19 protein-coding genes are annotated in these 25,577 nt (G+C 67.3%); 9 read left to right on the plus strand and 10 right to left on the minus strand.

All coding sequences use genetic code 11. The features are described from left to right. The first annotated feature begins 140 nt into the window (after positions 1–140). Genes ACGTNG_RS11280 through ACGTNG_RS11290 form a run of 3 tightly spaced genes read left to right on the plus strand, consistent with a single transcriptional unit; the run spans position 141 to position 4,989 of the window. Positions 141–1,859: an NADH-ubiquinone oxidoreductase-F iron-sulfur binding region domain-containing protein gene (locus ACGTNG_RS11280; protein ID WP_394577100.1), complete on the plus strand. Its 1,719-nt coding sequence runs from the start codon at positions 141–143 to the stop codon at positions 1,857–1,859. Positions 1,860–1,870: 11 nt separating this feature from the next. Next, positions 1,871–4,720, plus strand: a complete 2,850-nt coding sequence (gene fdhF / locus ACGTNG_RS11285; protein ID WP_394577101.1) for a formate dehydrogenase subunit alpha — start codon at positions 1,871–1,873, stop codon at positions 4,718–4,720. 29 nt (positions 4,721–4,749) lie between these two features. Continuing rightward, positions 4,750–4,989 carry a hypothetical protein gene (locus ACGTNG_RS11290; RefSeq protein ID WP_394577102.1) on the plus strand — a complete coding sequence of 80 codons (240 nt, stop codon included), beginning with the start codon at positions 4,750–4,752 and terminating at the stop codon, positions 4,987–4,989. A 142-nt stretch (positions 4,990–5,131) separates the two neighbouring features. Here the strand turns inward: ACGTNG_RS11290 and gbca are convergent, their stop codons facing one another. After that, complete coding sequence (gbca, locus tag ACGTNG_RS11295) at positions 5,132–6,418, minus strand: glycine betaine monooxygenase oxygenase subunit (protein ID WP_394577103.1); 1,287 nt, start codon at positions 6,416–6,418, stop codon at positions 5,132–5,134. Between the two features lie 321 nt (positions 6,419–6,739). On the opposite strand from gbca, the gene gbcB reads away from it, so the two are divergent. Continuing rightward, on the plus strand, positions 6,740–7,846 hold the full coding sequence (gene gbcB, locus ACGTNG_RS11300; RefSeq protein WP_394577104.1) for a glycine betaine monooxygenase reductase subunit: 1,107 nt from the start codon (positions 6,740–6,742) through the stop codon (positions 7,844–7,846). Positions 7,847–7,876: 30 nt separating this feature from the next. Here the strand turns inward: gbcB and ACGTNG_RS11305 are convergent, their stop codons facing one another. Next, on the minus strand, positions 7,877–8,776 hold the full coding sequence (locus ACGTNG_RS11305; protein ID WP_394577105.1) for a DMT family transporter: 900 nt from the start codon (positions 8,774–8,776) through the stop codon (positions 7,877–7,879). Between the two features lie 466 nt (positions 8,777–9,242). On the opposite strand from ACGTNG_RS11305, the gene dctP reads away from it, so the two are divergent. From dctP to ACGTNG_RS11330, 5 genes are all read left to right on the plus strand, one after another. Continuing rightward, positions 9,243–10,406: a TRAP transporter substrate-binding protein DctP gene (gene dctP, locus ACGTNG_RS11310; RefSeq protein WP_394577106.1), complete on the plus strand. Its 1,164-nt coding sequence runs from the start codon at positions 9,243–9,245 to the stop codon at positions 10,404–10,406. 146 nt (positions 10,407–10,552) lie between these two features. Continuing rightward, positions 10,553–12,751, plus strand: a complete 2,199-nt coding sequence (locus ACGTNG_RS11315; protein WP_394577107.1) for a TRAP transporter large permease subunit — start codon at positions 10,553–10,555, stop codon at positions 12,749–12,751. Positions 12,752–12,899: 148 nt separating this feature from the next. After that, on the plus strand, positions 12,900–13,313 hold the full coding sequence (locus ACGTNG_RS11320) for a DUF4168 domain-containing protein (protein ID WP_394577108.1): 414 nt from the start codon (positions 12,900–12,902) through the stop codon (positions 13,311–13,313). A gap of 183 nt (positions 13,314–13,496) precedes the next feature. Continuing rightward, positions 13,497–15,404, plus strand: coding sequence for a DUF294 nucleotidyltransferase-like domain-containing protein (locus ACGTNG_RS11325; protein ID WP_394577109.1), 1,908 nt, complete (start codon positions 13,497–13,499; stop codon positions 15,402–15,404). A gap of 1 nt (position 15,405) precedes the next feature. Continuing rightward, the gene (locus tag ACGTNG_RS11330) at positions 15,406–16,128 is read left to right on the plus strand and encodes a 3'-5' exonuclease (RefSeq protein WP_394577110.1); all 723 of its coding nucleotides are present in this window, start codon (positions 15,406–15,408) and stop codon (positions 16,126–16,128) included. Between the two features lie 121 nt (positions 16,129–16,249). On the opposite strand, the gene ACGTNG_RS11335 is transcribed toward ACGTNG_RS11330, so the two are convergent. From ACGTNG_RS11335 to ACGTNG_RS11370, 8 genes are all read right to left on the minus strand, one after another. Next, positions 16,250–17,923, minus strand: coding sequence for a BCCT family transporter (locus ACGTNG_RS11335; RefSeq protein WP_394577111.1), 1,674 nt, complete (start codon positions 17,921–17,923; stop codon positions 16,250–16,252). Between the two features lie 52 nt (positions 17,924–17,975). After that, the gene (locus ACGTNG_RS11340) at positions 17,976–18,404 is read right to left on the minus strand and encodes a universal stress protein (RefSeq protein ID WP_394577112.1); all 429 of its coding nucleotides are present in this window, start codon (positions 18,402–18,404) and stop codon (positions 17,976–17,978) included. 324 nt (positions 18,405–18,728) lie between these two features. Then, on the minus strand, positions 18,729–19,595 hold the full coding sequence (locus ACGTNG_RS11345; RefSeq protein WP_394577113.1) for a glycine betaine ABC transporter substrate-binding protein: 867 nt from the start codon (positions 19,593–19,595) through the stop codon (positions 18,729–18,731). 179 nt (positions 19,596–19,774) lie between these two features. Beyond that, on the minus strand, positions 19,775–20,653 hold the full coding sequence (locus ACGTNG_RS11350; protein WP_394577114.1) for a glycine betaine ABC transporter substrate-binding protein: 879 nt from the start codon (positions 20,651–20,653) through the stop codon (positions 19,775–19,777). A 92-nt stretch (positions 20,654–20,745) separates the two neighbouring features. Then, on the minus strand, positions 20,746–21,579 hold the full coding sequence (locus ACGTNG_RS11355) for an ABC transporter permease (RefSeq protein ID WP_394577264.1): 834 nt from the start codon (positions 21,577–21,579) through the stop codon (positions 20,746–20,748). Between the two features lie 5 nt (positions 21,580–21,584). Then, entirely contained in the window at positions 21,585–22,787 is a 1,203-nt protein-coding gene (locus ACGTNG_RS11360) for a quaternary amine ABC transporter ATP-binding protein (RefSeq protein WP_394577115.1), read from the minus strand. A gap of 380 nt (positions 22,788–23,167) precedes the next feature. Beyond that, positions 23,168–24,331 (minus strand): PQQ-dependent sugar dehydrogenase, encoded by a 1,164-nt coding sequence (locus ACGTNG_RS11365; protein WP_394577116.1) that lies wholly within the window; start codon positions 24,329–24,331, stop codon positions 23,168–23,170. Positions 24,332–24,652: 321 nt separating this feature from the next. Then, positions 24,653–25,567, minus strand: a complete 915-nt coding sequence (locus ACGTNG_RS11370; RefSeq protein WP_394577117.1) for a LysR family transcriptional regulator — start codon at positions 25,565–25,567, stop codon at positions 24,653–24,655. Positions 25,568–25,577: the final 10 nt, after the last annotated feature.

The raw sequence follows: 25,577 nt of genomic DNA on the forward strand, positions 1-25,577 counted from the left end.
GCCTTTTCAAGCCCCCGCCTAGCCGATTGCGACATCGGCATGCCAGTGGCGGTGCCGGCAGCGCCTCCCGGCGTTGTCAGCCCCGGGGGGTGGTGCCAACATGCGATTAGCATGCCGATAAAGAAAACAACGAGTGACCCATGACCGTCCAGACCGTGACCCCCAAGCGCCGCTTTCGCGGCAAGCCCCGAGGCCGTGAGCTCGACCCCGCCACGCTCGACTCGCTGCGGCGTCTGTTGGGTGACGAGAGCGAGGAACCCGAGCGCCGCCGGCGTGACCTGCTGATCGAGCATCTGCATGTCATCCAGGACGCCCGCGGGCACCTCTCGCTGGCCGACCTGCGCGCGCTGGCCGCCTACATGAACCTGCCGATGGCGGCGGTCTACGAGACCGCCACCTTCTATGCCCACTTCGATGTGGTCCACGACGACCAGGCCCCGCCGCCGGCGATCACCGTGCGCGTCTGCGACTCGCTCTCGTGCCAGCTGGCCGGCGCCGCCAGCCTCCAGGATGCCCTCGAGGCCGGCGCCGACCCGGCGCGGGTCCGCGTGCTGCGAGCGCCCTGCATGGGCCGCTGCGACGCGGCTCCGGTGGTCGAGGTGGGCCATCGCCACGTCAACCACGCCACCCAGGAGGCGGTGGAGGCGGTGGTGGATACCGGCCACTTCCATCCCGAGGCGATCCTCTGGCAGCAGCTCGAGGCCTACCGGGAAGCCGGCGGCTATCGCCTGCTGGCCGACTGCCGGGCCGGCAAGGTGAGCGTGGAGCGCCTGATGCAGACCCTGGAGGCCGCCAACCTGCGTGGCCTGGGCGGCGCCGGCTTCCCGACTTTCAAGAAGTGGCACTTCGTGCGCGCCGAGGCGGGGCCGCGCTACTGCGCGATCAATGCCGACGAGGGCGAACCCGGCACCTTCAAGGACCGCCACTACCTGGAGCGCGAGCCGCATCGTTTCCTGGAGGGCGCCCTGGTCAGCGCCTGGGCCGTGGAGGCCGAGGCGCTCTACATCTACCTGCGCGACGAGTATCCCGGCCTGCATCGGGTACTCCACGAGGCGATCGCCGAGCTGGAGGCCGAAGGCCTGGTCGCCCCGGGCTACATCGTGATGCGCCGTGGCGCCGGGGCCTACATCTGCGGCGAGGAGTCGGCGATGATCGAGTCGCTGGAGGGCAAGCCGGGCAAGCCCCGGCATCGTCCGCCCTTCGTCGCCCAGCGCGGCCTCTTCGACCGCCCGACCCTGGTCAACAACGTCGAGACCGTCTTCTGGATCCCGACGATCTGGGCCCGCGGCGCGGCCTGGTTCGCCGACCAGGGGCGCCACGGGCGCAAGGGGCTGCGCAGCTTCTCGGTCTCCGGCCGCGTCAATCGCCCCGGCGTCCACCTGGCCCCGGCGGGCATCACCCTGGACGAGCTGATCGAGGAGTACTGCGGCGGCATGGCCGACGGCCACCGGCTGGCCGCCTACCTGCCCGGCGGCGCCTCCGGCGGCATCCTGCCGGCCTCCAAGGCGGATATTCCCCTCGACTTCGATACGCTGCAGGCCGAGGGCTGCTTCATCGGCTCGGCGGCCATCATCGTGCTCTCCGACCAGGACGACCTGCGTGCCGCCGCCACCAACCTGCTGGCCTTCTTCGCCGACGAGTCCTGCGGCCAGTGCACGCCCTGCCGGGTGGGCACCGAGAAGATGCTGACCCTGCTCGAGGGCGACACCTGGCAGGCCGCGGACCTCGAGCGGCTCTCCCGGGTGATGATGGACGCCTCCATCTGCGGCCTCGGTCAGGCCGCGCCGAACCCGGTGCTGGGACTGCTCCGGGACTTCCGCGACGAGCTCGCCGCGCAGAACGTGATCGTGAAAGGGTAGGGAGAGAGACCATGACGACCCACGAAGGCGTTAACGAAAGCTTTACCCTGACCCTGGACGGCGTGGACGTCAGCGCCCGGCCCGGGGAGACCCTCTGGCAGGTGGCCAAGCGCGCCGGCGAGACCATTCCGCACCTCTGCTTCAAGGACGCCTACGGCTACCGGGCCGACGGCAATTGCCGGGCCTGCATGGTGGAGGTCGAGGGCGAGCGCGCCCTGGCCGCCAGCTGCCTGCGCGAGGCGCGCCCCGGCATGGTGGTCAAAAGCGCCTCCTCGGAGCGGGCCCGCACCGCCAGGGAGGGCGTGATGGAGCTGCTGGTCGCCGACCAGCCGGACCGCGAGGCCGGTCCCGACCGCTCGAGCCACTTCTGGGACATGGCCGACCAGCTTGCCATCGACGCCGACGCCGTGCGCCAGTGGCTGTCGCGGCGGGAGGAGCGCGAGGCGCCCACCGTCCATCACGTCCCCGAGCGCGCCGGCTCGCCGGTGCATGATCGCTCCCACTCGGCGATGGCCGTCAACCTCGATGCCTGCATCGAGTGCAACCTCTGCGTGCGGGCCTGCCGCGAGGTCCAGGTCAACGACGTCATCGGCCTGGCGAACCGAGGGGCGGCGTCGAAGATCGTCTTCGATTTCGACGACCCCATGGGCGACAGCACCTGCGTGGCCTGCGGCGAGTGCGTCCAGGCCTGTCCTACGGGCGCCCTGATGCCGGCCACCCTCGTCGACGAGTCGGGGCGGGGCGACTCGGCCGCCGCCGACCGCCAGGTCGATTCGGTGTGTCCCTACTGTGGCGTGGGCTGTCAGCTCACCTACCACATCAAGGACGAGGAGATCCTGCACGTCTCCGGCCGCGACGGGCCCTCCAACCACAACCGGCTGTGCGTCAAGGGGCGCTTCGGCTTCGACTACCCGCGTCATCCCTCGCGGCTGACCACCCCGCTGATCCGCAAGCCCGGGGTGCCCAAGGGGCTCGACCCGGCCTTCGATCCGGCCGATCCGACCACCCACTTCCGCGAGGCGAGCTGGGACGAGGCCCTGGAGCTGGCGGCCAGGGGGCTCGTCGACCTGAAGGCGGCCCATGGCCCCGACGCCCTGGCCGGCTTCGGCAGCGCCAAGTGTTCCAACGAGGAGGCCTGGCTGTTCCAGAAGCTGGTGCGCACCGGCTTCGGCTCCAACCACGTCGATCACTGCACCCGGCTGTGCCACGCCAGTTCGGTGGCCGCGCTGATGGAGTGCATCGGCTCCGGCGCCGTGACCGCCTCCTTCATGCAGGCCCTCGAGGCCGACGTGGTGATCCTCACCGGCTGTAACCCGGCGGTGAACCATCCCGTGGCGGCGACCTTCTTCAAGCAGGCCGCCAAGCAGGGCACGCGGATCATCATCATCGACCCCCGTGGCCAGGCCCTGGGGGCCTATGCCCACCAGACCCTGCGCTTCACGCCGGGAGCCGACGTGGCCCTGTTCAATGCCATGCTCAACGTGATCGTGAGCGAGGAGCTCTTCGACGCGGCCTACATCCACGAGCACACCGAGGGCTTCGAGGCGCTCAGGGAGCACGTCCGCGACCTGACGCCGGAGGCCATGGCAGAGAGCTGCGGCGTGCCCGCCGAGGCGATCCGCGAGGTGGCCCGGGAGTACGCCACCGCCGAGCGCGCCATGATCTTCTGGGGCATGGGCATCTCCCAGCACGTGCACGGCACCGACAACGCCCGCTGCCTGATCTCCCTGGCCCTGGCCTGCGGCCACACCGGCCGGCCCGGCACCGGGCTCCACCCGCTGCGTGGCCAGAACAACGTCCAGGGCGCCTCGGATGCGGGCATGATCCCGATGGTCCTGCCGGACTACCAGCCGGTGGGCGACGCCCAGGTGCGTGCCGCCTTCGAGGAGCTGTGGGCCACCCCGCTGGAGGAGCGGCCGGGCCTCACCGTGGTCGAGATCATGGACGCCATCGCCGCCGGCACCATCAAGGGGATGTACATCCTCGGCGAGAACCCGGCCATGTCGGATCCGGACCTGGCGCATGCCCGGGCCTCGCTGGCCCGCCTCGAGCACCTGGTGGTGCAGGATCTCTTCGTCACCGAGACGGCCCAGTTCGCCGACGTCATCCTGCCCGCCTCGGCCTGGCCGGAGAAGGACGGCAGCGTGACCAACACCAACCGTCAGGTGCAGCTGGGCCGACAGGCCATGCCCTTGCCCGGCGAGGCCCGGCCCGACTGGTGGATCATCCAGGAGATCGCCCGGCGCTTCGGCCTGGCCTGGGACTATGGCCATCCCCGGGATGTGTTCGCCGAGATGACGCGGGGCATGCCGTCCCTCGATCACATCACCTGGGAACGCCTCGAGCGCGAGCAGTCGGTGACCTACCCCTGTCCGGCGGACGACGCCCCGGGGGCCGACGTGGTGTTCAGCGAGGCCTTCCCCACGGCCTCGGGCAAGGCGAAGTTCTCGCCGACCCTGCCGCTGCCGCCGGACGAACCGGTCGATCGTGAGTATCCCACCGTGTTGACCACCGGTCGCCAGCTCGAGCACTGGCACACCGGGTCGATGACGCGGCGTGCCCGGGTCCTCGATGATCTGGAGCCGGAGGCCGTGGCCAGCCTGGCCCCGGGCGAGCTGCGGCGTCTCGGTATCGCCCCCGGCGAGTCGGTGACCATCACCACCCGGCGGGGCGAGATCACGCTCAAGGCCCGCGTCGATCCGGGGATGGCGGAGGGCATGGTGTTCGTGCCCTTCTGCTACGCCGAGGCGGCGGCCAACGTGCTGACCAACCCGGCGCTGGACCCCGACGGCAAAATTCCCGAGTTCAAGTATGCCGCCTGCCGGCTGGCGCCGGCGGCGGCAGCCGAGGCGCTGACCTGAAGGCGGCACGGACAAGAGAGGACACCACCATGATGATCGTCGACCTCATCGATGGGGATGACTTCCGCGACCGACTGGTCGCCCTGGGCATCCGTATCCCGGAGGGGGCCTGCCCCGAGACCTGTGCGCGCATGGCGCGGCTCAAGCACATGGAGGTCGGGGTGCCGGGCCTGCCGGACCTGGTGCGCGAGCTGATGGCACGCACCGATGTCATGCTGCCGTCGGTGCGCGCCGCGATCGAGCGCTTCCTGCTGCCCGGCCTGCGCTGAGCTCATGTTCCGCCCGCCGTCCCGCCCGCCGCCGCGGGCGGGACGGCTCGGGGGTGACGGCGTGGCATGCGCTCGCGCTGCGGTATCGACACGAAAAAGGCCCCGCCGATGGCGGGGCCTTCTTATGTGAGCGGACGGCGACTCAGCCCTTGGCGAGGCGCAGTTGCGGCGCGGTGTGGCCCAGGTTATCCAGCATGCGCTCGCTGTACCAGTCGATGAAATCGATGACGCCGAACTCGAAGGTCTCGGAGTAGGGGCCCGGCTCGTAGCCTTTGGAGTTGATGCCGCGCTGGTTCTCTTCGGCCAGGCGCCGGTCCTGGTCATTGGTGGCGTCCCACACCTTGCGCATCTGGTCGGCAACATAATCGACCCCTTCCACGGCGTCCTTGTGGACCAGCCACTTGGTGGTCACCACGGTCTTCTGGGGGCCCAGGGGCATGACCCGGAACACCACGGCATGGTCGCCCATGAAGTGGTTCCAGGAGTTGGGCAGGTGCAGGATGCGCAGCGAGCCCAGATCGGCGCTCTTCAGGTTGCCCATCAGCTTCTGGCAGGCCGGCTTGCCGTCCATGGTCATCGACACCGCGCCGTCCAGCAGCGGGGTGCGGGTCAGGCGGTTGCGGCGCTCGAGGCGGGTGAGCTTGAAGGGCACGCCCTGGGCTTCCCAGTCGGCCTGCTTGCGGGCGACCAGCGCCTTGTAGGCCGGGGTGGCGCGGGGGTCGTCGGTGTCATCGAACTCCTGCAGGGAGTTGAGCAGTTCCGGGTGGGCGCCGTTGCAGTGGTAGCACTCGCGGTTGTTCTCCAGCACCAGCTTCCAGTTGCACTCCTCGACGATGCTGGATTCCACGGCGACCTTGAGGTTCGCCATGTCATAGGGGGCCAGATAGTGATCCAGCGACTCCAGGAAGCCGCCGATTTCCGGCGCCTCGTCGGCGAGGCTGACGAAGATGAAGCCGCCGCCGGTGCGCACGTGAACCGGCTTGAGGCCGTGGGCGGCGAGATCGAACTCCTGGCCCATGTCGGCGCCGGCGAACAGCAGGCGGCCGTCCAGCTCGTAGGTCCACTGGTGGTAGGGGCAGACCAGCTTGGCCACCTTGCCCTTGTCGGTGACGCACAGCCGTGAACCGCGGTGCCGGCAGACGTTGTGGAAGGCGTGCACCTCACCATCGTTGCCGCGCACGATCACCACCGGGTTGTTGCCCACCTCGAGGGTGATGAAGTTGCCCTTGGCGGGGATCTCGCAGGTCATGCCGGCGAACAGCCACTCCTTCTCGAAGATCTCCTGCATGTCCAGACGGAACAGCCGCTCATCGTTGTAGAAAGGTTGGGGCAGCGAGTAGTGGTGACGACGCTGCTGCAGCATCTCCACGGTGGCCTCGCGGGCCGGGGTCAGGGGATCATCCAGACGAGCGGAAGACAGCGGATCCATGAAGGCACATCCTCTTGCAGGGCCGCAGCGGCGGCGTTGGAATTGTTCGATACTGCCGAGTACGGGGTCGCCCAGCGGAAGAGCCGTGGCGGGTTGAGGCGAGTGTGTAACAGCGCCCCCCGGGACGGTTGTCTGCCGGCGACGCGGTATGATGCAGAAGCGACGAGGGGGGCAACGAAAAGTGCCGGGTCTGGACCTGGTGAGTATGACCATGTCGCAGACAGGCAAGTGGCAGGCGGCGGGGGTGCGCAGAATTCGTTCAACGGCAGGCGGTGGCACCGCGGTCGGAGACCTTCATGCTGCAGCCCAGGCGACAAGACAATGACAATGAGCTTCCTGAACCCCGTCACTACCCAGACCTGGACCAACGGTCGTCACCTGGTGCGTTGCGTCAAGGTGATCCTGGAGACCCCGGATACCCGTACCTTCTGCTTCATGGCCGAGCAGCCGGTCATGTTCTTCTTCAAGCCGGGACAGTTCGTGACCCTGGAGCTGGAGATCGACGGCCAGCCGATCATGCGCTCCTACACCATCTCCAGTTCACCGTCGGTGCCCTACAGCTTCTCGATCACTGTCAAGCGCATGCCGGGCGGCCTGGTCTCCAACTGGCTGCATGACAACCTCAAGGTCAACGACGAACTGGCGGTGCACGGCCCGGTGGGCAACTTCAATATCATCGACTATCCCGCCGAGAGGGTGCTGATGCTCTCCGGTGGGGTCGGCATCACGCCGCTGATGTCGATGGTGCGCTGGCTGTTCGATACCAATGCCGCCGTGGACATCGAGTTCGTGCACAGCGCCCGCACGCCGCGGGACGTGATCTTCCATCGCGAGCTGGACCACATCTTCTCGCGGATTCCCGAGTTCAAGCTGCATATCGTCTGCGAGCGCAGCGACGAGCTGGGAGAGGCCTGGTCGGGCTTCCGGGGCTACCTCAGCCAGGCGATGCTGGAGCTGATGGCGCCGGACTTCATGGACCGCGAGATCTTCTGCTGCGGCCCGACGCCCTACATGAATGCGGTGAAGCACCTGCTCAAGGAAAACGGCTTCGACATGAGCCGCTACCATGAGGAGTCCTTCGGTGCCACGCCGCTGGATGTCCAGGAGGAGGTGATCGAGCACGTCGAGCAGGCCGAGGCCGAGGCCGACGAGGTCAGCGCCGCCGACATGCTCAGCGTCGAGTTCAGCGCCACCGGCAAGAGCGTGCGTATCCAGCCCGGCGAGACGGTCCACACCGCCGCTGCCAAGCTCGGGCTGCACATCCCCAAGGCCTGCGGCATGGGCATCTGCGGCACCTGCCGGGTCCCGCTGCGTTCCGGCCAGGTCGAGATGGACCACAACGGCGGCATCACCGACGACGACGTCGCCGAGGGCTACATCCTCTCCTGCTGCAGCAAGCCGGTGGGCGACGTGGTGGTGGAGTACTGATCCCCCGCCCGGCCGCGCGGGGGCGTTTGCCTAGCGGCGTCCCCGCACCACCAGCACCACCCCGGCGATGGCGATGGCCATGCCGGCAAGCGACAGCGGTGGCAGGCGCTCGTCGAACAGCCACCACGCCTCCAGGGCGGTCACCGGTGGCACCAGGTAGAACAGGCTCGCCACCCGCGAGGCCTCCCCGCGCCGGATCAGCGCCATCAGCAGCAGGATGGCGCTGATCGACAGCACCAGCACCAGCCAGCCCAGGGTCAGCATGAAGGTCGGGGTCCACTCGATCTCCCGCGTCTCGAACAGCAGCGCGCCGAATCCCACCAGCGCGCTGGTGGAGAGGTACTGCACCACGGTGCCGGAGAGCAGCGGCATGCCGGTGCAGAAACGCTTCTGATAGAGCGTGCCCACCGAAATGCCCGCCAGCGCCACCAGCACGCTGGTCAGGGCGCCGATGCCGAAGCCCTGGAACAGCCTCTCGCCCGGATCGAGCTTGCCGCCCAGCACCAGCGCGATGCCGGCCAGGCCCAGCACCAGCCCCAGCCACTGCACCTTGCCCAGGCGCTCGTTCAGCAGCGGCCCGGCGAGTGCCGCGGTGAGCAGCGGCTGGAGTCCCACCAGCAGGGCGGCCAGGCCCGCCGGCATGCCCTGATAGATGCCATAGAAGACCCCTCCCAGGTAGGCGCCGTGGACGAGCAGCCCCGAGACGGCGATGTGTCCCCACAGCCGCGGCCCCCGCGGCCAGTCGGCCTTCATCAGCAGGATCAGCGGCACCAGCAGCATCAGGGTCAGCACGCAGCGCACGAACAGGAAGGTGAAAGGCTCGGCATGGGGCAGGCCGAACTTGGCGCCGATGAAGCCCGTGCTCCACAGCGCCACGAAGAGGATGGGCATGGCAGCCAGCGCTGCCTGACGGTGACGTTCCGATGTCATGAAAGATCGTCCGGAGGTGGTGGTGAGAGGGTGGGCGAGAGCGAGCATCATCCCGGGAGAGGGGGTGGGATGCCAATCTCGAGGCTCGTGCTTTGGTCGTAGGCGCTGCGTCGCCGGAAAATTGGTCAGACCAGAGTTTTGCCAGTGCGGACAGGTGATTGCCGCGTTTTGACCGCTGGTCTGACCAGTAAAACCGCTCGGTTTGCGTTGAAACCCGGTATTGGCCGCACGCGCTCTTTTCGCTAGGTTTCGCCAGGGAAGACGTTTCCATATAAGCGTCTTCTTCTCAAGATGGATGATCAAGCTCCACGCTCAAGGTCTACGCTCAAGGTCTACCAGGATGGTAAGGCCGGCCTGCCGATCGATCGTCGGATCACCGGCAGCCCCCGAAGGCCCAGGGACGACAACAACAAGATCCGGCCAACGCTCGCGGTCGCGGGCGGGCCACCCAACAGGAGTCCATGCCATGCAGGACGACAAGCAGCCATCACATACCTCTTCCGTCGACAGCGAAGGCGTCAAGGACGCGCTCAAGACCCCCAATCGCCGTAACTTCCTGAAGGCCGCCGCGGTCGGCTCGGCCGCCGCCGTCGCCGCCCCCTGGATCGGCAACGTCCAGGCCCAGGAAGGCATCCGTATCCGCATGCAGTCGTCCTGGCCGCCGGGCACCCCGGGCTATCGCATCTTCGAGGAGTGGGCCAAGGGCGTGGGCGAGGCCACCAGCGGTGAAGTGACCATCGAGCCCTTTCCCGCGGGCGCCGTGGCCGGGGCCTTCGAGGTCGCCGATGCCGTGCGCAACGGGGTGCTCGACGGCCAGAACTGGTTCACCGTCTACTGGCCCGGCAAGATGCCGGCCGGCGTGTTCCTGACCGCCTACCCGATGGGCCTGTCGATGCCCCACCAGTGGGACATCATGTTCGGTGCCTATGGCGGCTTCGACCTGGCCAAGGACCTGTACCGCAAGCAGGGCCAGGAGCTGCTGGGCTACGTCCACCACGACATGAACCTGATCCACTCCAAGAAGCCGCTGCGCAGTTTCGACGACTTCCAGGGCGTCAAGCTGCGCATGCCGGGCGGGATCGTCGCCGAGACCTTCGCCGCCGCCGGGGCGCGGACCACCCTGCTGCCGGGCTCCGAGGTCTACCCGGCGCTGGAGAAGGGCACCATCGACGCCGCCGACTACACCGGCGCGGCCAACAACTACGAGCTGGGCTTCTGGCAGGTCGCCGACTACATCATCATGGGTCCGCCCTCCACGCCCTGCCTGCACCAGGCCGTCGACCTCATGGACATCTCGGTCAACCGCCGCGTCTTCGAGCGCATGTCGACCCAGACCCAGGACCTCATGCACGACCTGGTGGCCGCCTACTCCCGCGAGCACTACGCGGCGATCCAGAAGGCCAACGCCGAGGCCTGGCCGAAGTTCAAGGAGAAGGGCGTCGAGGTCATCCACCTCAGCGAGGATGACGCCGACCGCTTCCGTGAAATCGCCGTGCCGCTGTGGTTCAAGTGGGCCAACAAGGACCAGGACGCCGCCCGACTCTTCAAGGCGCACCTCGACACCATGATGGACCCGGCCGTGGCGCTGATCACTCCGGAAGACATCAAGGACTACGAGCTCAACCTGTAACCTGACCTGCTCCACCATGCCGGGTGTTGCTGCCTGCGGGCCGCAGCACCCGGCTTGGGTAGAGTGACCACTACGAATCCCGCATCCCGTCGACTCGATGTTCCGTTGCCATCGCCGGGAGGTGATGGTGTCGCGGAGGAGTATCCATGAATTTTGAGATTGATTTTGTCCTGCCGCACTGGATCTACTGGTCGGTGCTGCTGTTATTGCCGCTGGCGGTGATGTTCTTCGTCGATCGCAGCTTCCGTCGTGGCGGCAGCATCGACGGTGGTGACACCGCCGAGGTGCCCGCCGGCGAGGAGGTCGAGGTCGGCTATCAGCCTCCCGGCAACCTCTTCACCACCATCGTCGACCGCATTTCCGGGTTTTCCGGCCGCTATGTGGCCTACTGGGCGCTGATCGCTCCCTTCGCCTTCGCCTACGAAGTGCTGGTTCGCTACGCCTTCAACTCGCCGACCAACTGGGTGCACGAGTCGATGACCCTGATGTTCGGCATGCAGTATCTGATCGCGGGGGCCTTTGCCCTGCGTGAGGGCGGTCATGTCCGCGTGGACATCCTCTATCAGCGCGCTCGGCCCCTGAACAAGGCGGCGCTGGATCTCACGACCTCGGTGTTCTTCTTCATCTTCACCGTGGCACTGATGGTGACCGGCTGGAAGTTCTTCTCCCAGTCGGTCAGCGACGAATACTTCTTCGGCGCCAGCTACGCCAACGAGACCTCCTTCACCGAATGGGCCATCCAGTTCTACCCGGTCAAGTTCATGCTGTTCTTCGGCGCGCTGCTGCTGCTGCTCCAGGGCTTCGGCCAGCTGGTGCGTGACGCCCAGTCCTTCCGCCACCACTGGCGGCTGCACGATGGCGGCCGGACCTTTGCCCGTGTGCTGCTGGCCATCGCCGTCGTGCTGGCGGCCTGGACGCTCTTCGAGATGGTCAACGTCGCGGTGACCGACTATGACAGCCTGGCGGGCAGCATCGAGAACAGCCTCGGTTCCGTGGGTATCGGTGGCCTGACCCTGGTGATGTTCGGCTCCCTGATGGTGGTGCTGGTGGCCGGCCTGCCGCTGGCCTTCGTGACCGGCGGCCTGGGGGTGGTCTTCCTCTACCTGGTCGGCGACCAGGCGATGCTGAACCTGATGCCGTCGCGCATCTTCCCGATGATGACCAACTACCAGCTCTCGGCCATCCCGCTGTTCATCTTCATGGCCTCGGTACTGGAGAAGGCCGGCATCATCGAGGAGCTGTTCGACGTCGTCTACAAGTGGATGGGCGGCCTCAAGGCCGGCCTGGCCATCGCGACCGTCATCGCCTCCACGCTGCTCGCCGCCATGGTCGGCGTGATCGGCGCCGCCGTGGTGACCATGGGCCTGATCGCCCTGCCGGCGATGCTCAAGCGCAACTACAACCCGGAGATCGCCATCGGCTCGATCATGGCCGGTGGCACCCTGGGCATCCTGATCCCGCCGTCGATCCTGGCGATCATCTACGGCGTCATCGCCCAGCAGTCGGTCGGTGAACTCTACCTCGGCTCCTTGATCCCCGGCCTGCTGCTGGCGTTCATGTACGGCTTCTACTGCTGGTTGCGCGGCACCCTGAACGTCAACATGGCGCCGCCGATGCCGGTCGAGGACCGGGTCGACATGAAGGAGAAGCTGCGGCTGCTGCGCAACATGCTGGCGCCGATCATCCTGGTGATCCTGGTGCTCGGCATCATCTTCACCGGCATCGCCACCCCGGTGGAGGCGGCCGGCATCGGCACCTTCGGCTCGCTGATCGTGGCCGCCATGCACCGTCGCCTGACCTGGCCGAACCTGCATGCCGCCTGCATGACCACCCTGGTCGCCTCGGCGATGGTGATGTGGATCATCTTCGGGGCCAGCATCTTCGTCGGCTTCTACATCCTGCAGGGCGGTCAGACCTTCGTGCAGGAGCTGATCTCCGGCGCCGGTCTCGGCCCCTATGCGGTGCTGGCGCTGATGATGGTGCTGCTGGTGGCCCTGGGCATGTTCCTCGACTGGGTGGGCATCCTGCTGCTGGCCGTGCCGATCTTCGTGCCGCTGATCCAGGGGCTCTCCTTCACCGGGGTGTTCGGCCTGCCCGGGGTCGACCCGGCCGACGTCTCGCTGTGGTTCGGCGTCATCTACCTGGTCAATATGCAGATGTCCTTCCTGAGCCCGCCGTTCGGCTATGCGCTGTTCTACATCAAGGGGGTGTGCCCGCCGCACATCACCATGGCGCAGATCTTCAAGTCCTCCTTCCCATTCCTGGGCATCCAGGCACTCGGGCTGCTGCTGGTCATCCTATTCCCGGCGCTGGTCACCTGGCTGCCGAACCTGGCCTACGGCTAGCGGGTCGACCCTCGACCCGACGGGCTGTCACAATGCGCGGCGCTCCCTCTGGGAGCGCCGTTTTTCAAACCGTTACACGACAAACCTGAACCCTCGCGCCAATCGCTCGTCTCAGCGGGGGCACACACAATATCCCCAGGAGGTATTCATGCAACGGATGACCGCACTGTTCTCGGCCGCACTGCTCTCGCTCGGCCTCGCCGCCACCCAGGCCCAGGCCCAGCAGGACACCGCCGCGAACAGCGCCGACCAGCCGCAGGCCGCGGCCCCGGCCCAGGACTTCTCCGACGCCCAGCTCCAGCAGTTCGCCGATGCTTCCAAGGAGATCGCCGTGATCTCTCAGGAGTACACCAAGCAGCTGCAGTCGGCAGAAGGTGACGAGGCCCAGCAGGCGGTCCGCAAGGAAGCCAATGACGAGATGGTTCAGGCCGTCGAGAACAGCGGCCTCGAGGTGAATACCTTCAACGCGATCGGTCAGGCGATTCAGCAGAATCCCGAGCTGATGCAGCGCGTGCAGGAAATGGCCAAGGCCGGCGCGGCCGACGCCGACCAGGCCTCGTAACACGCGCCTCTGATCGTGGCCGTCGCCTCGGCCGCGATCGCCTAACGCGAGGGCCGCCCCGTGATGCACGGGGCGGCCCTCGTCGTTTGGGGGAGGCGAGGCCCTGGCTGGCGGCGACAGCGGCTTTACAGCGTCGCCGGGCCATTCCAGACTGGTACCTCCCCACCGCTCGGAGTCATGGACATGGACGTGGAACTGCTGGAAATCCGCCAGCACATGGGGCGGTTCCCGCCCTTCGATGGCATCTCCGACGACCTGCTCGACGAGGTGGCCGGCCAGGTCGAGGTGGCCTACTTCAAGGCCGGCAGCGACATCCTGACCCTCGACCAGGAGGTCCACGACTTCTGCTACATCCGCAGCGGCGCGGTCGAGGTCTATCGCCGCGGCGGCGAGCTCTACAATCGCCTGGGCGAGGGCGATATCTTCGGCCACTTCAGCCTGCTGCGAAATCGCCGCACTCGCTTCCCCGCCAAGGCGATGGAAGACAGCCTGATCTACTTCATTCCCGAGTCGGTCTTCTACCAGCTCTGCGAGGCGGACGAACACTTCGCCGAGTTCGTCGAGGTGGATCGCCCGCGGCTCGAGTCGACGGTGGAGGAGCAAAAGAAGCAGAACGACATGATGATCACCCGGGTGCGCAAGCTGGTCTCCCGCTACCCGGTGATGGTCGAGGCCTCCACGACCGTCCAGGAGGCCGCTCGGCTGATCAGCGACTACCAGGCCTCGGCGGTACTGGTGCTCGATGAACCCAGCGACAACCCCCGCTACACCTTCCGTGACAGCGAGGGGCGCGCCTGGCAGGTCAAGGGCATCCTCACCGATAGCGACTTCCGCACCCGAGTGGTGGCCGAGGGGCGGCCTGCCGATACCCCGGTGGGGGAGGTGATCGCCCACAAGCTGATCGCCGTGCAGTCCGACGAGTCGGTGCACGAGGCCATGCTCTGCATGCTGCGCAACAACATTCATCACCTGCCGGTGATGCACCGTCGCTCGCCGGTCGGCATCGTCCACCTCTCCGACATCATCCGCTACGAGACCCAGTCGAGCCTCTACCTGGTCAGCAACATCTTTCACCAGTCCAACAGCGAAGGGCTCGCCAGGCTGAAGCCCGACGTCGACGCTGCCTTCGTGCGCCTGGTCGAGGAGGGCGCCGACTCGCGGATGGTCGGTATCGCACTCTCCACCATCGGGCGCAGCATGTCGCGGCGCCTTCTGGAGCTCGCCGAGGAGGAGCTGGGGCCGCCGCCGGTGCCCTACTGCCTGATGGCGCTGGGCTCCATGGCGCGCAACGAGCAGTCCGTCGTCACCGACCAGGACAACGCCCTGGTGCTCTCCGACGACTTCGACCCCGAGCTTCATGACGCCTACTTCCTGGCCCTGGCCAAGCGCCTGAGCGACGGCCTGGCCGCCTGCGGCTACGCCTACTGCAAGGGCGACATCATGGCCACCAACTCGCGGTGGCGCCAGCCGCTCGCGGTGTGGAAGGGCTACTTTCACGAGTGGATCGAAGAACCCACCCCGGAGCGGCTGCTGCACAGTTCGATCTTCTTCGACCTGGACAGCGTCTTCGGTGAGAACCGGCTCGTCGAGGAGCTCCAGGACCTGGTCGCCAAGCTGGCGCCCAAGCATCCGCGCTTTCTCGCCTCCATGGCGCGCAATGCCCTGAACCGCACGCCGCCACTGGGCTTCTTCCGCACCTTCGTGATGGAGAAGGACGGCAAGCACAACAACACCATCAACCTGAAGCGCCGAGGGACCGCGCCGATGGTCGACCTGATCCGCGTCCACGCCCTGGCCTGTGGCTCGCGGGCCCAGAACAGCTTCGATCGCCTGGAGGACATCGACCGCACCCAGCTGCTGGCCCCCGGGGTCAGCGACCGGCTGCGCTATGCCCTCGAGTTTCTGAGCATGTCGCGGATTCGCCACCAGATGATCGACCTGCAGCACGAGCAGGAGCCGGACAACGACATCGAGCCGGAGAACGTGTCCGATACCGAGCGCCACAACCTCAAGGATGCCTTCCAGGTGCTGAGCAACGCCCAGAAGTTCCTCAAGTTCCGCTATCCCATGCCGTCGTCGCGGTCACGCTGAGATGCGCCTTCCCCGACGCAGGAAACTACCGGCCCCGGGCTGGCCCGAGTATCTGGCGAAGCGCGCCGAGCTGGCCCGCGACCCGCTGCTCGCCCGCTGCTTCGCGGCCGGGACGTCGGCGCCGGACACGCCCATCGCCGAGGTCCCCATGGTTGCCCTGGACATGGAGACCACCGGGCTCGACGAGCGGCGCCACGCCATCGTCAGCATCGGCCTGGTGCCCTTCACCCTGGGGCGCATCCGGCTGTCCGAACGGCGCTACTGGGTGCTCCGCCCGCCGCGGCCGCTGAGCGCCAAGTCGGTGACCTTTCACCACATCACCCACTCGGACATCGTGGGTGCCCCGGACCTCGACGATATTCTCGAGGAGCTCCTCGAGGCCATCGCGGGGCGCCTGGTGGTGGTGCACTATCGGCACATCGAGCGCCCGTTCCTGGATGCCGCCGTGAAGACGCGTCGCGGGGAGGGGCTGATGTTCCCGGTCATCGACACCATGTCGCTGGAGGCGCGCCGCCACCGTCAGTCGCTGCTGGCGCGCTTCAAGCGCTGGATCGGGCGGCCGCCGGCCTCCATCCGCCTCTACGACAGCCGCGAGCGCTACGGCCTGCCGGTCTACTCCGGTCACCATGCCCTGGTCGATGCCCTGGCCACCGCCGAGCTGCTGCAGGCGCAGGTGGCCACGCATTTCGGCCCCGAGACGCCGGTGGGGGAGCTGTGGAGCTAGTCGCGGCCGGCGGCGCGCATGACCGGCGCAGACACGAAGAAGGCGGCCCGAGGGCCGCCTTCTTCGTGTTACCCGACGCGTCGCTCGATGCGGGACGAGCGTCGGGGGAGGCGCTGTGCCGCTACTTGCTGCGCGGCTCGCTCATCAGCCCCTTGACGATCGCATAGCAGCCCACCAGCAACACGATGGTGAAGGGCAGGCCGGTGGTCAGGGCGGCCGTCTGCAGGGCGCCGAGGCCGCCGCCGAGCAGCAGTGCGATGGCCAGGGCACCCTCGATCAGCGCCCAGAAGATGCGCTGCGGCTTCGGCGCATCGACCTTGCCGCCGGCCGTGATCGAGTCGATCACCAGCGAGCCGGAGTCGGAGGAGGTCACGAAGAACACGATCACCAGCACGATCCCGACGAAGGAGGTGATAGTGGTCAGCGGCAGGTACTCGAGCATCGTGAACAGCTGCAGCTCCAGGGCGGCATCCTGCGCCGCAGTGATGCCCTGGTTGATCACCTGGTCGATGGCCGTGGTGCCGAAGGCGGTCATCCACACCACCGAGGCCATGGACGGCACCAGCAGCACGGCGATCAGGAACTCGCGCACGGTGCGGCCGCGGCTGACGCGGGCGATGAACATGCCGACGAAGGGCGACCAGGCAATCCACCAGGCCCAGTAGAAGGCCGTCCAGCCTTGGCTGAAGTTGGCATCCTCACGCCCGAAGGGCATCGAGAGCGCCGGCAGGTTCTGCACGTAGCCCATCAGGTTGTCGAACACGCCGATGGCGATCATCAGCGTCGGGCCGACGGCGATGACGAAGGCCAGCAGCAGGAAGGCCAGCGCCATGTTGATCTGCGACAGGCGCTGCACGCCCTTGTCCACACCCAGCATGATCGAGCCCAGTGCGACCAGGGTGATGCCCATGATCAGCAGGATCAGGGTAGTGTTGGTGTCGGGGACGCCGAACAGGTAGTTCAGACCCGCGGACGCCTGGGTGGCGCCGAGCCCCAGCGAGGTGGTCAGGCCGAACAGGGTGGCGAAGACCGCCAGGATGTCGATCACATGGCCCGGCCAGCCCCACACGCGCTCCCCGAGGATCGGGTAGAAGATCGAGCGCATGGTCAGCGGCAGGCCCTTGTTGTAGGCGAAGATCGCCAGCGACAGGCCGACGATGGCATAGGCGCCCCAGGGGTGCAGGCCCCAGTGGAAGATGGTGGCGGCCATGGAGAGGTCGATGGCGGCGGCCTGGTCGCCCGCGGCGGCGCCCAGCGGCGCCCAGTCGGTGCGCACGCCGTTCTCGACGGAGGTGCCACCCATGGCGGTGCCGAAGTGCGTCAGCGGCTCCGACACCCCGTAGAACATCAGCCCGATGCCCATGCCCGCGGCGAACAGCATCGCGAACCAGCCTAAGTAGCTGAAGTCGGGCCTGGCGTTGGCGCCGCCGATGCGCACCTTGGCCAGCGGGGTGAAGATCAGCACGATCGCCAGCACCACGAAGACGTTGGCGCCCAGCAGGAAGACCCAGCTCAGTTTCGTGGTCAGGAAGCTGAACATGGCATTGAAGATCGGTTCCATCTGGTCCTGGAGGGCCAGCGTCGCGATCACGAAGAACAGAATCACCAGGGAGGAGAAGAGGAAGACCTTGCCGTGCAGGTCCACGTCGATCCCCAGGGGGGAAGCGGTGATGTTGTCCTGGCCGATCACGTAGTCGGTATCGATCAGGTTGGCCGCGCCCTCGGGCGCCGGAATCCCCTCGGTGCCGGTATCCTCCGGCACCTTGGGTTTGCCGTCGTTGGGTTGTTTAGCCACTAGACGTCTCCCTTGCGGTTATCGATGGGTGTAGGTCCATGTCTCGACGGGGTTACTCGCCGGCTCCCGGGCGCACCAGGAACACCGATGCCTTGGTGTGCGTCGCCACCTTGCCGCCATGAGAGGGCATGATCACATCCACATGCTTGGGGGGATGGGTCGGCATGACCACCAGGTCGGCACCGACCTTGTCGATGGCCTCGATGAGGTCGTCGTCGAGATCGGCGATGGGATCGGGGCTGACGATGGTATGGGTGCTGACCGGCTGGCCGTGGACCTTGGCGCGCTCCTGGGCGAAGGCCTCGAGCTTCTGGGTGAACTCTTCCGGCGTGCGGGCCACGGAGCCCGGCGTGGTGGCGGTGACGCCGACGTAACAGACTTCCGCGTCGTAGTGCTTCGCCTGATCGGCGACGATCTTCAGCGATGGTTCGATCACATCGAGGTGGGCCAGGTCCACTGGCACCATGATCTTCTTGAACATGCTTGCGCTCCTTCTGATAGGGTCGGCGGTTTTCACGTCAAGTGTGGACGGTCAAGGGTGTTTGGGCATGGGCTGCTTTCAACGTATCTTGCCGTCAATCGGCGCCTACCCTACACCATCGGCACATTAAGCGTATGCGAAACGCGACAAGCGCGCGTCTAATAGCGCATTGTAATCAAGTGTAAGACGGCTGATAACCGTGGGGCACCGCTGGCGGCAAGATCCCTCGGCGTCGGACCCAAGGTCAGGCCCAAAGAAAGGGGAGAGTCCTGTCGGACTCTCCCCTCGACCCGCATCGCGATGATGGGAGGATTCGGCGGCGTATCAGCCCTGCGCCGGCAGCCACTCCTGCACCACGTCCTGGTTCTCCTCGACCCACCGCTTGGCGTTCTCGTAGGGGTCGGAGTCCTCCTGCTGATTCATGAGCATGACTTCGCCCATCTGCTCGGGGCTCCACTCGAAGGCGTCCAGGATGGCATAGGCCTCCGGCATGTCCTCCTCGAGGCCCTTGCGAGCGACGGTGTTGATCTGCTCGGCATCGCCGTAGACGTTCTTGGGATCTTCGAGGTACTTGAGGTCCCAGCGAGAGAACATCCAGTGTGGGGTCCAGCCGGTTACCACGATGTCCTGCTCGTTCTTGATGGCGCTGTCCAGGGCGGCGGTCATGGTGGCGCCGCTCCCGCTCTGCAGATCCATCTCCTCGAGCTCGTAGTCTTCGACAACCTGCTCGGTGAGACTCATCAGGCCAGCACCCGGATCGATGCCGGTGATGGTGCCGTCGAAGGCATCGGCGTTGGCGTCGAGCTCGGCGATGGAGTCGACGTCGGTGTAGGCAGGGACCACCAGGCCCAGCCGGGTACCGTTCAGGTTAGCCCCCAGGTCGTCGACCTTGTCACCCACGCGCTCCATGTAGTCGGCGTGGGTGGTCGGCAGCCAGGCGGCGACGATGGCGTCTGCATCGCCGGTGGACAGGGCCTGGAACATGGCGGCGGCGGAGAGCGAGATCAGCTCGACCTCATAGCCGGCCTGTTCCAGCACGGCGGCGACGACGTTGGTGGAGGCGACTTCGGAGGCCCATTCGACATAGGCCAGTTCGACGGTGCCCTTCTCCTGGGCCTGGGCGGTGGTTGCGGCCAGGCCGGCGCCGGCGATCAGGGCCAGGCCGGCGAGGCGCATCGGGTGCTTCGGCATTGTCTCTTCCTCCCTCAGGAATGTCGCTATCAGCATGCTGAGGCGGCTCGCCGGTTGCAAATGTGGCCGTCAACGACGTTGCCTGGGGTGCCGCCGACGTCAGCCCAAAAGAAAGGGGAGAGCCCTGTCGGACTCTCCCCTCGACCATCAGCACGGTGATGGGATGGCTCGGCGGCGTATCAGCTCTGCGCCGGCAGCCACTCCTGCACCACGTCCTGGTTCTCCTCGACCCACTGCTTGGCGTTCTCGTAGGGCTCGGCATCGCCAGACTGGTTCATCAGCATGACCTCACCCATCTGCTCGGGCGTCCACTCGAAGGCGTCCAGGATGGCGTAGGCCCCCGGCATGTCCTCCTTCAGGCCATCGCGAGCGATGGTGTGGATCTGCTCGGCACCGCCGTAGACGTCCTGCGGGTCCTCGAGGTACTTGAGATCCCAGCGCGCGAACATCCAGTGCGGCGTCCAGCTGGTGACCACGATGTCCTGCTCGTTCTTGAGGGCGCTGTCCAGGGCGGCGGTCATGGTGGCGCCGCTGCCGCTCTGAAGGTCCAGCTCCTCGATGTCGTAGCTCTCGACGACCTGCTCGGTGAGGCTCATCAGGCCGGCACCCGGATCGATGCCTGTGATGGTGCCGTCGAAGGCGTCGGCGTTGGCGTCGAGCTCGGCAATGGAGTCGACGTCGGTGTAGGCCGGCACGACCAGGCCCAGCTTGGTGCCGTCGAGGTTGGCTCCCAGATCGACGACGTCATCGTTCACCCGCTCCAGATAGTCGGCGTGGGTGGTCGGCAACCAGGCGGCGACGATGGCGTCGGCATCGCCTGTGGCGACGGCCTGCCACATGGCGGCGGCGGAGAGCGAGGTCATGTCGACCTCGTAGCCGGCCTGCTCCAGCACGGCGCGAACCACATTGGTGGAAGCGACTTCGGAGGCCCACTCGACGTAGGCCAGGTCGACGGTGCCCTTGTCCTGTGCCTGGGCGGTGCCCGCGGCGAGACCGGCCCCGGCGATCATGGCGAGGCTGGCGAAACGGATGCGACGGCTAAGCGGTTGCTGAGTCATCTAGGGTCCTTCTTTCGAGGGTGAATCACGTGAACTGAGGCGACGCCCGAGAGGTTTCAAGGGCGCGCCTCTGCGACATAAGTCTTGGTTCTTCAGGCCTTGCGGCCCTTGCGCAGCGACTGGGTCACGCGGTCGAGCAGCATGGCCAGGATCACCACGGCGATGCCGGCCTCGAAGCCGTCGCCCGGACGCAGGCGCTGGATGGCGCGCCATACCTCGCTGCCCAGGCCGTCGGCACCGATCATGGCGGCGATCACCACCATGGAGAGGGCCAGCATGATGGTCTGGTTGATGCCGGCCATCACCGTGGGCAGCGACAGCGGCAGCTGGACCTTGAGCAGCTTCTGGCGGCGAGTGGCGCCGTAGGCGTCGGCGGCCTCGATCAGGTCCTTGGGCACCTGACGGATGCCCAGGGTGGTGAAGCGGATCGCCGGCGGCATCGAGAAGATCACCGTGGCGAAGATCGCCGACACCGAGCCGATGCCGAAGAACGGGATCGCCGGGATCAGGTAGACGAACGCGGGCATGGTCTGCATGAAGTCCAGTACCGGCATGATCGTCCGGTAGAGCCGCTCGGAGAGCGCCGCGGCGATGCCCACCGGCAGGGCGATGACCACCGCGACCAGGGTGGCGATCACCACCAGCGTTAGGGTCTCGATCATCGGGTCCCACAGATCGAGGTTCCAGATCAGCGCCATGCCGAGTGCCGCGCCGATGGCCAGGCGATGGCTCGACACCCACCAGCACAGGCCGACGATGATCAGCAGCAGCGCCCAGGGCGGCAGCCAGAACAGGGCGTCGTTGAGCCCGTCGATGCCGGTCTGGGTGACCCGCGAGATGCCGCGGGTGACACCGGAATATTCAGTGGTCAGCCAGTCGAGACCGCCTTCGATCCACTGGCCCAGCGGGATGCTCGGGATTTCGATAGCCATTACTTGTCTCCTGCCTGTGCCAGTTCATCGAGGACGGCGCCCTTGACCACCACGCCCTGCAGCCGCTTCTCGGCATCCACCACGGCGATGGGGAAGCTCTTCTCGCTGAACATGGCGAAGAGGTTGTGCAGGGGCTCCTCGGGACCGACGGTGCGGAAGTCCTGGGTCATCAGCTCGCTGATCCGCTCCTTGCCCTGCTGGTCGGCCTGCTCCAGGGCATCGACCTCCACCAGGCCCAGCAGGGTGCGGTCGCGGCTGGTCACGTAGATCGAGTCCAGGCCGTGCTCGCTCATCTTGCGCAGCGTGGTGCGCGGGCCGTCATCCTCGCGGGCGGTGGCCCGCACCGGGCGCATGGCGTGCTCGGCGGTGAGGATCTTCGACATGTCGACGCCCTCGATGAAGCGCTCGACGTACTCGTCGGCCGGGTTGGTGAGGATCTCCTCCGGCGTGCCGATCTGCACGATCTCGCCATCCTTGAGCAGGATGATGCGATCGCCGATGTTCAGCGCCTCGTCCAGGTCGTGGGTGATGAACACCGTGGTCTTCTGCATGCGGTGCTGCAGCTCGAGCAGCTCCTGCTGCATGTCGCCGCGGATCAGCGGGTCCAGGGCCGAGAAGGCCTCGTCCATCAGCAGCACGGTGGAGTCGTTGGCCAGTGCCCGGGCCAGGCCCACGCGCTGCTGCATGCCGCCGGAGAGCTGGTTGGGATAGGCATCGGCCCAGCCCTCGAGGCCCACCTGCTTGAGCGCCTTCTGGGCGATGTCGGCGCGCTCGGCCGGCTCCACGCCGCGGATCTCGAGGCCGAACTCGGCGTTCTGCTGCACCGTGCGATGCGGGAAGAGGGCGAAGTTCTGGAACACCATGGAGAAGTGCCGACGGCGGCACTCGAGCAGCGCCTTGTCATCCAGCTGAGGAATGTCCTCGCCGTCGATGACGATCTCGCCCTCGGTGGGCTCGATCAGGCGGTTGAGGCAGCGAATCAGGGTCGACTTGCCGGACCCGGACAGCCCCATGATCACCAGGAGTTCACCCTCGTAGACATCGAAGTCGATGTTCGACAGGCCCAGGGTCTGGCCGGTCTTGTCGAGGATCTCGGGACGCTTGTGTCCCTGGTCGCGCATCTCGAGGGCCTTCTTGGGCTGACTGCCGAAGACCTTGCTCAGGTTGCGTACCCGAATCTTGACGTTTCGATTCTCGTTCATTGGCTCTGCCTTATGTCGGCTTCCCGTCGGTTCGGCGGGAGGGGCCGAAGGGTCGAGTGAAGTGACGCAAAATTAAGACGTAACTGTGCCAGGCGGTACCGTTGACCGCGGCATCAGGCGACGAAGAGGTGTGCTTACCCTAGCGGTATTTGAATGACCATTCAAATAAAAACCCGCGTCAGGCTAAATCAAATTAACCGCGGCGGCGCCAAAACGGGCGGAAGGAAGCCTTTCAGCGTAGCAAAAAAATGCCCCGGTTGTGTTCGCCTCCGGTCGCCACTTTGGTCGCAGGCCGGCGCCCGGTCCGGGGCGCGAGAGGCCCCCGACGGGGCTGTGGCGGGTGTGCCTGAGGAGGTGAAGGGGCCCGGTAAGCGGCGCCGTCAGTCGGCCGCGGCGGGCAGCAGCCGATACAGGCCGCCGTCGGCGCTGTCGCTGAGCAGGGTGAGGGTGCCGTCGCGGGCCAGGCGGACATCGCGGATGCGGCCGATCTCTCCCTCGAGGATCACCTCGCGCTCGACCACCCTGTCGCCGTTCAGGGACAGGCGCACCAGCCGTTCGCTGCGCAGCCCGCCGGCCAGCAGGTCGCCGCGCCAGGCGGGGAAGGCGTCGCCAGTCACCTCGGCGAGGCCCGAGGGGGCGAAACGGCCGGCGAAGACGTGTACGGGATCGCGCATGCCCGGTGCGCTGTCGCGGCCGATGGGCTGGTTGGTGGCGTAGTCGTTGCCGCGGCTGACCAGCGGCCAGCCGTAGTTCTCGCCGGCCACCAGGCGGTTGAGCTCGTCGCCGGTGCGCGGGCCGTGCTCGGTGCTCCAGGCGGTGCCATCAGTCGCCACGGTCAGGCCCTGGGGATTGCGGTGGCCCAGGGTGAAGATCTCATCGAGGACGGCGTCGTCGTCGACGAAGGGGTTGTCCGCCGGCACGCCGCCCTCGGCGGTGAGGCGCACGAAGCTGCCGGTATGGTCGCCGCCGTCCTGGGCGCGTTGCGGACGGCCGCGCTCGCCGACGCTCATCAGCAGGGTGCCGTCCGCGCGCCAGGCCAGGCGCGAGCCATAGTGGTGACGCGTGGGGGCGAAGCGGTTCTGGGTGAAGAGCGTCTCCAGCGCCACCAGGGCATCGCCCTCGAGGCGCCCGCGGGAGAGGGTGGTGGCGTGGCCGCCGGGTCCCGCCTGGCTCCAGGTGAGATAGACCCAGTCGCGGCCCTCGACCTGGCCCGTGCTCTGGCCAAAGTCCGGGTGCAGGACGACATCCAGGAGACCGCCCTGGCTGGCGGCATCGACCTCGGGGACGCCGGCGAGGCGCGTCACGCGGCCGTCCGTGTCGATCCGCGAGAGTCGTCCCGGGCGCTCGGTGACCAGCCATCCACCGCCCGGCAGCTCGGCCGACGCCCAGGGGTGCTCGAGTCCCGTGGCGACACGTTCCAGGCGCAGGTCATGGTGGTCGGTGGAAAGGCGCGACGCGATCACCTCTGCGCCGAGCGCCGGACCGGTGAGCAGGGCGCCCGCGAACAGCAGGGCGGTGGCAAGCGAGTGGCGTGTTAGCGACATGCGGGTCTCCCAGGTGGCGGCCATCGGACCGGGCTCGGTCGGGTCGAGCCGTGTTCGTTGCGTTGCGCGCTTCGAGGCGGCACTAACCGGGTGGCACGGTAGGCGTGCGGGTGTCTCCCGGAGCGGCGCACGGCGACGCCGCCGCAGGGCTTCGGATCGAGGGGCGACGCGGGGGAGACACGAGGAAATAGAGGCCCTGTGGCGTGGCCAACGACGCGCGCGACGGGACAGGGCCAAGGATCGAAACGCCAGCCTCGTCAGATTAGACCGCACTTTCGAAGAAGAGCCAGAACGGATCGCGTTTCGCCCCGTCCGGGTGGCTCAGATCGCCGGGGTGGAAGGGTGCCAGGCCTCGGGGACCGCCTGGCGCAGCACCTCGAGCAGGGTGGCGATTCGGCGCGGCTGGTGGCCATAGGCCGAGAGCAGGGTGACCGGCAGCGGCGCCGCCTGCCAGTCGGGCAGGCAGGGCACCAGCTCGCCGGGGTGGTGTGCCTCGCGCTGCTCGACGAGCCAGTGGGGCAGCAGGCCGATGCCCCGCCCGCGGGCGATGGCGTCGACATGCAGCAGCGTCAGATCGACGCTCAGTCGCGAGCGTGGCGGGCGAAAGTGCACGCTGCCTTCCTCGGCGTGGCAGAGCGCGAGCCCCCGACGACTGTGGCCCAAGAGGTCGATCCAGGCGTGCTCGGCCAGCGCCTGGGGGTGGTGCGGCATGCCGTGGCGGGCCAGGTAGGCCGGGTGGGCATAGAGCCCGCGCGTCAGGCGCCCCAGCGGTTCCGCCTTGAGTTCCGAGGGCGGTACCGGGCCCAGCCAGATATGCAGGCGGTGGCTGTCGGGCACCTGGGGCGCGACCTCCCGCGCATGCAGGGAGAGCTCCACGTCCGGGTGGCGCACCAGGAAGGCGTCGACGACCGGGGCCAGCCAGCAGCGCGCCAGGGCGCCGTGGACCTCCAGGCTGATGCGGCCGCTGATCGACTCGGAGAGCTCGGTCAGGGCCTCCCGGCTGCGGGTGGCCAGGGCCAGCATCTCGCGACAGTAGTCGTGAAACAAGAGCCCCGCCTCGGTGGGAATCAGCCGGTTGGCCTGGCGGCGCAGCAGCGGCTGGCCGAGGTGCGCCTCCAGCTGGCTGATGCGCCGGCTCAGGGTCGACTTGGCCACGCCCAGTGCCTGGGCACTGCGGGTCAGGCTGCCCGTGGCCATGACGTCGTCGAAGGCGGTCAGTTCATCGAAATCGGGCATGTCGGCGGCC

The organism is Halomonas sp. B23F22_3 (assembly GCF_043496965.1).
Lineage (GTDB): Bacteria > Pseudomonadota > Gammaproteobacteria > Pseudomonadales > Halomonadaceae > Halomonas.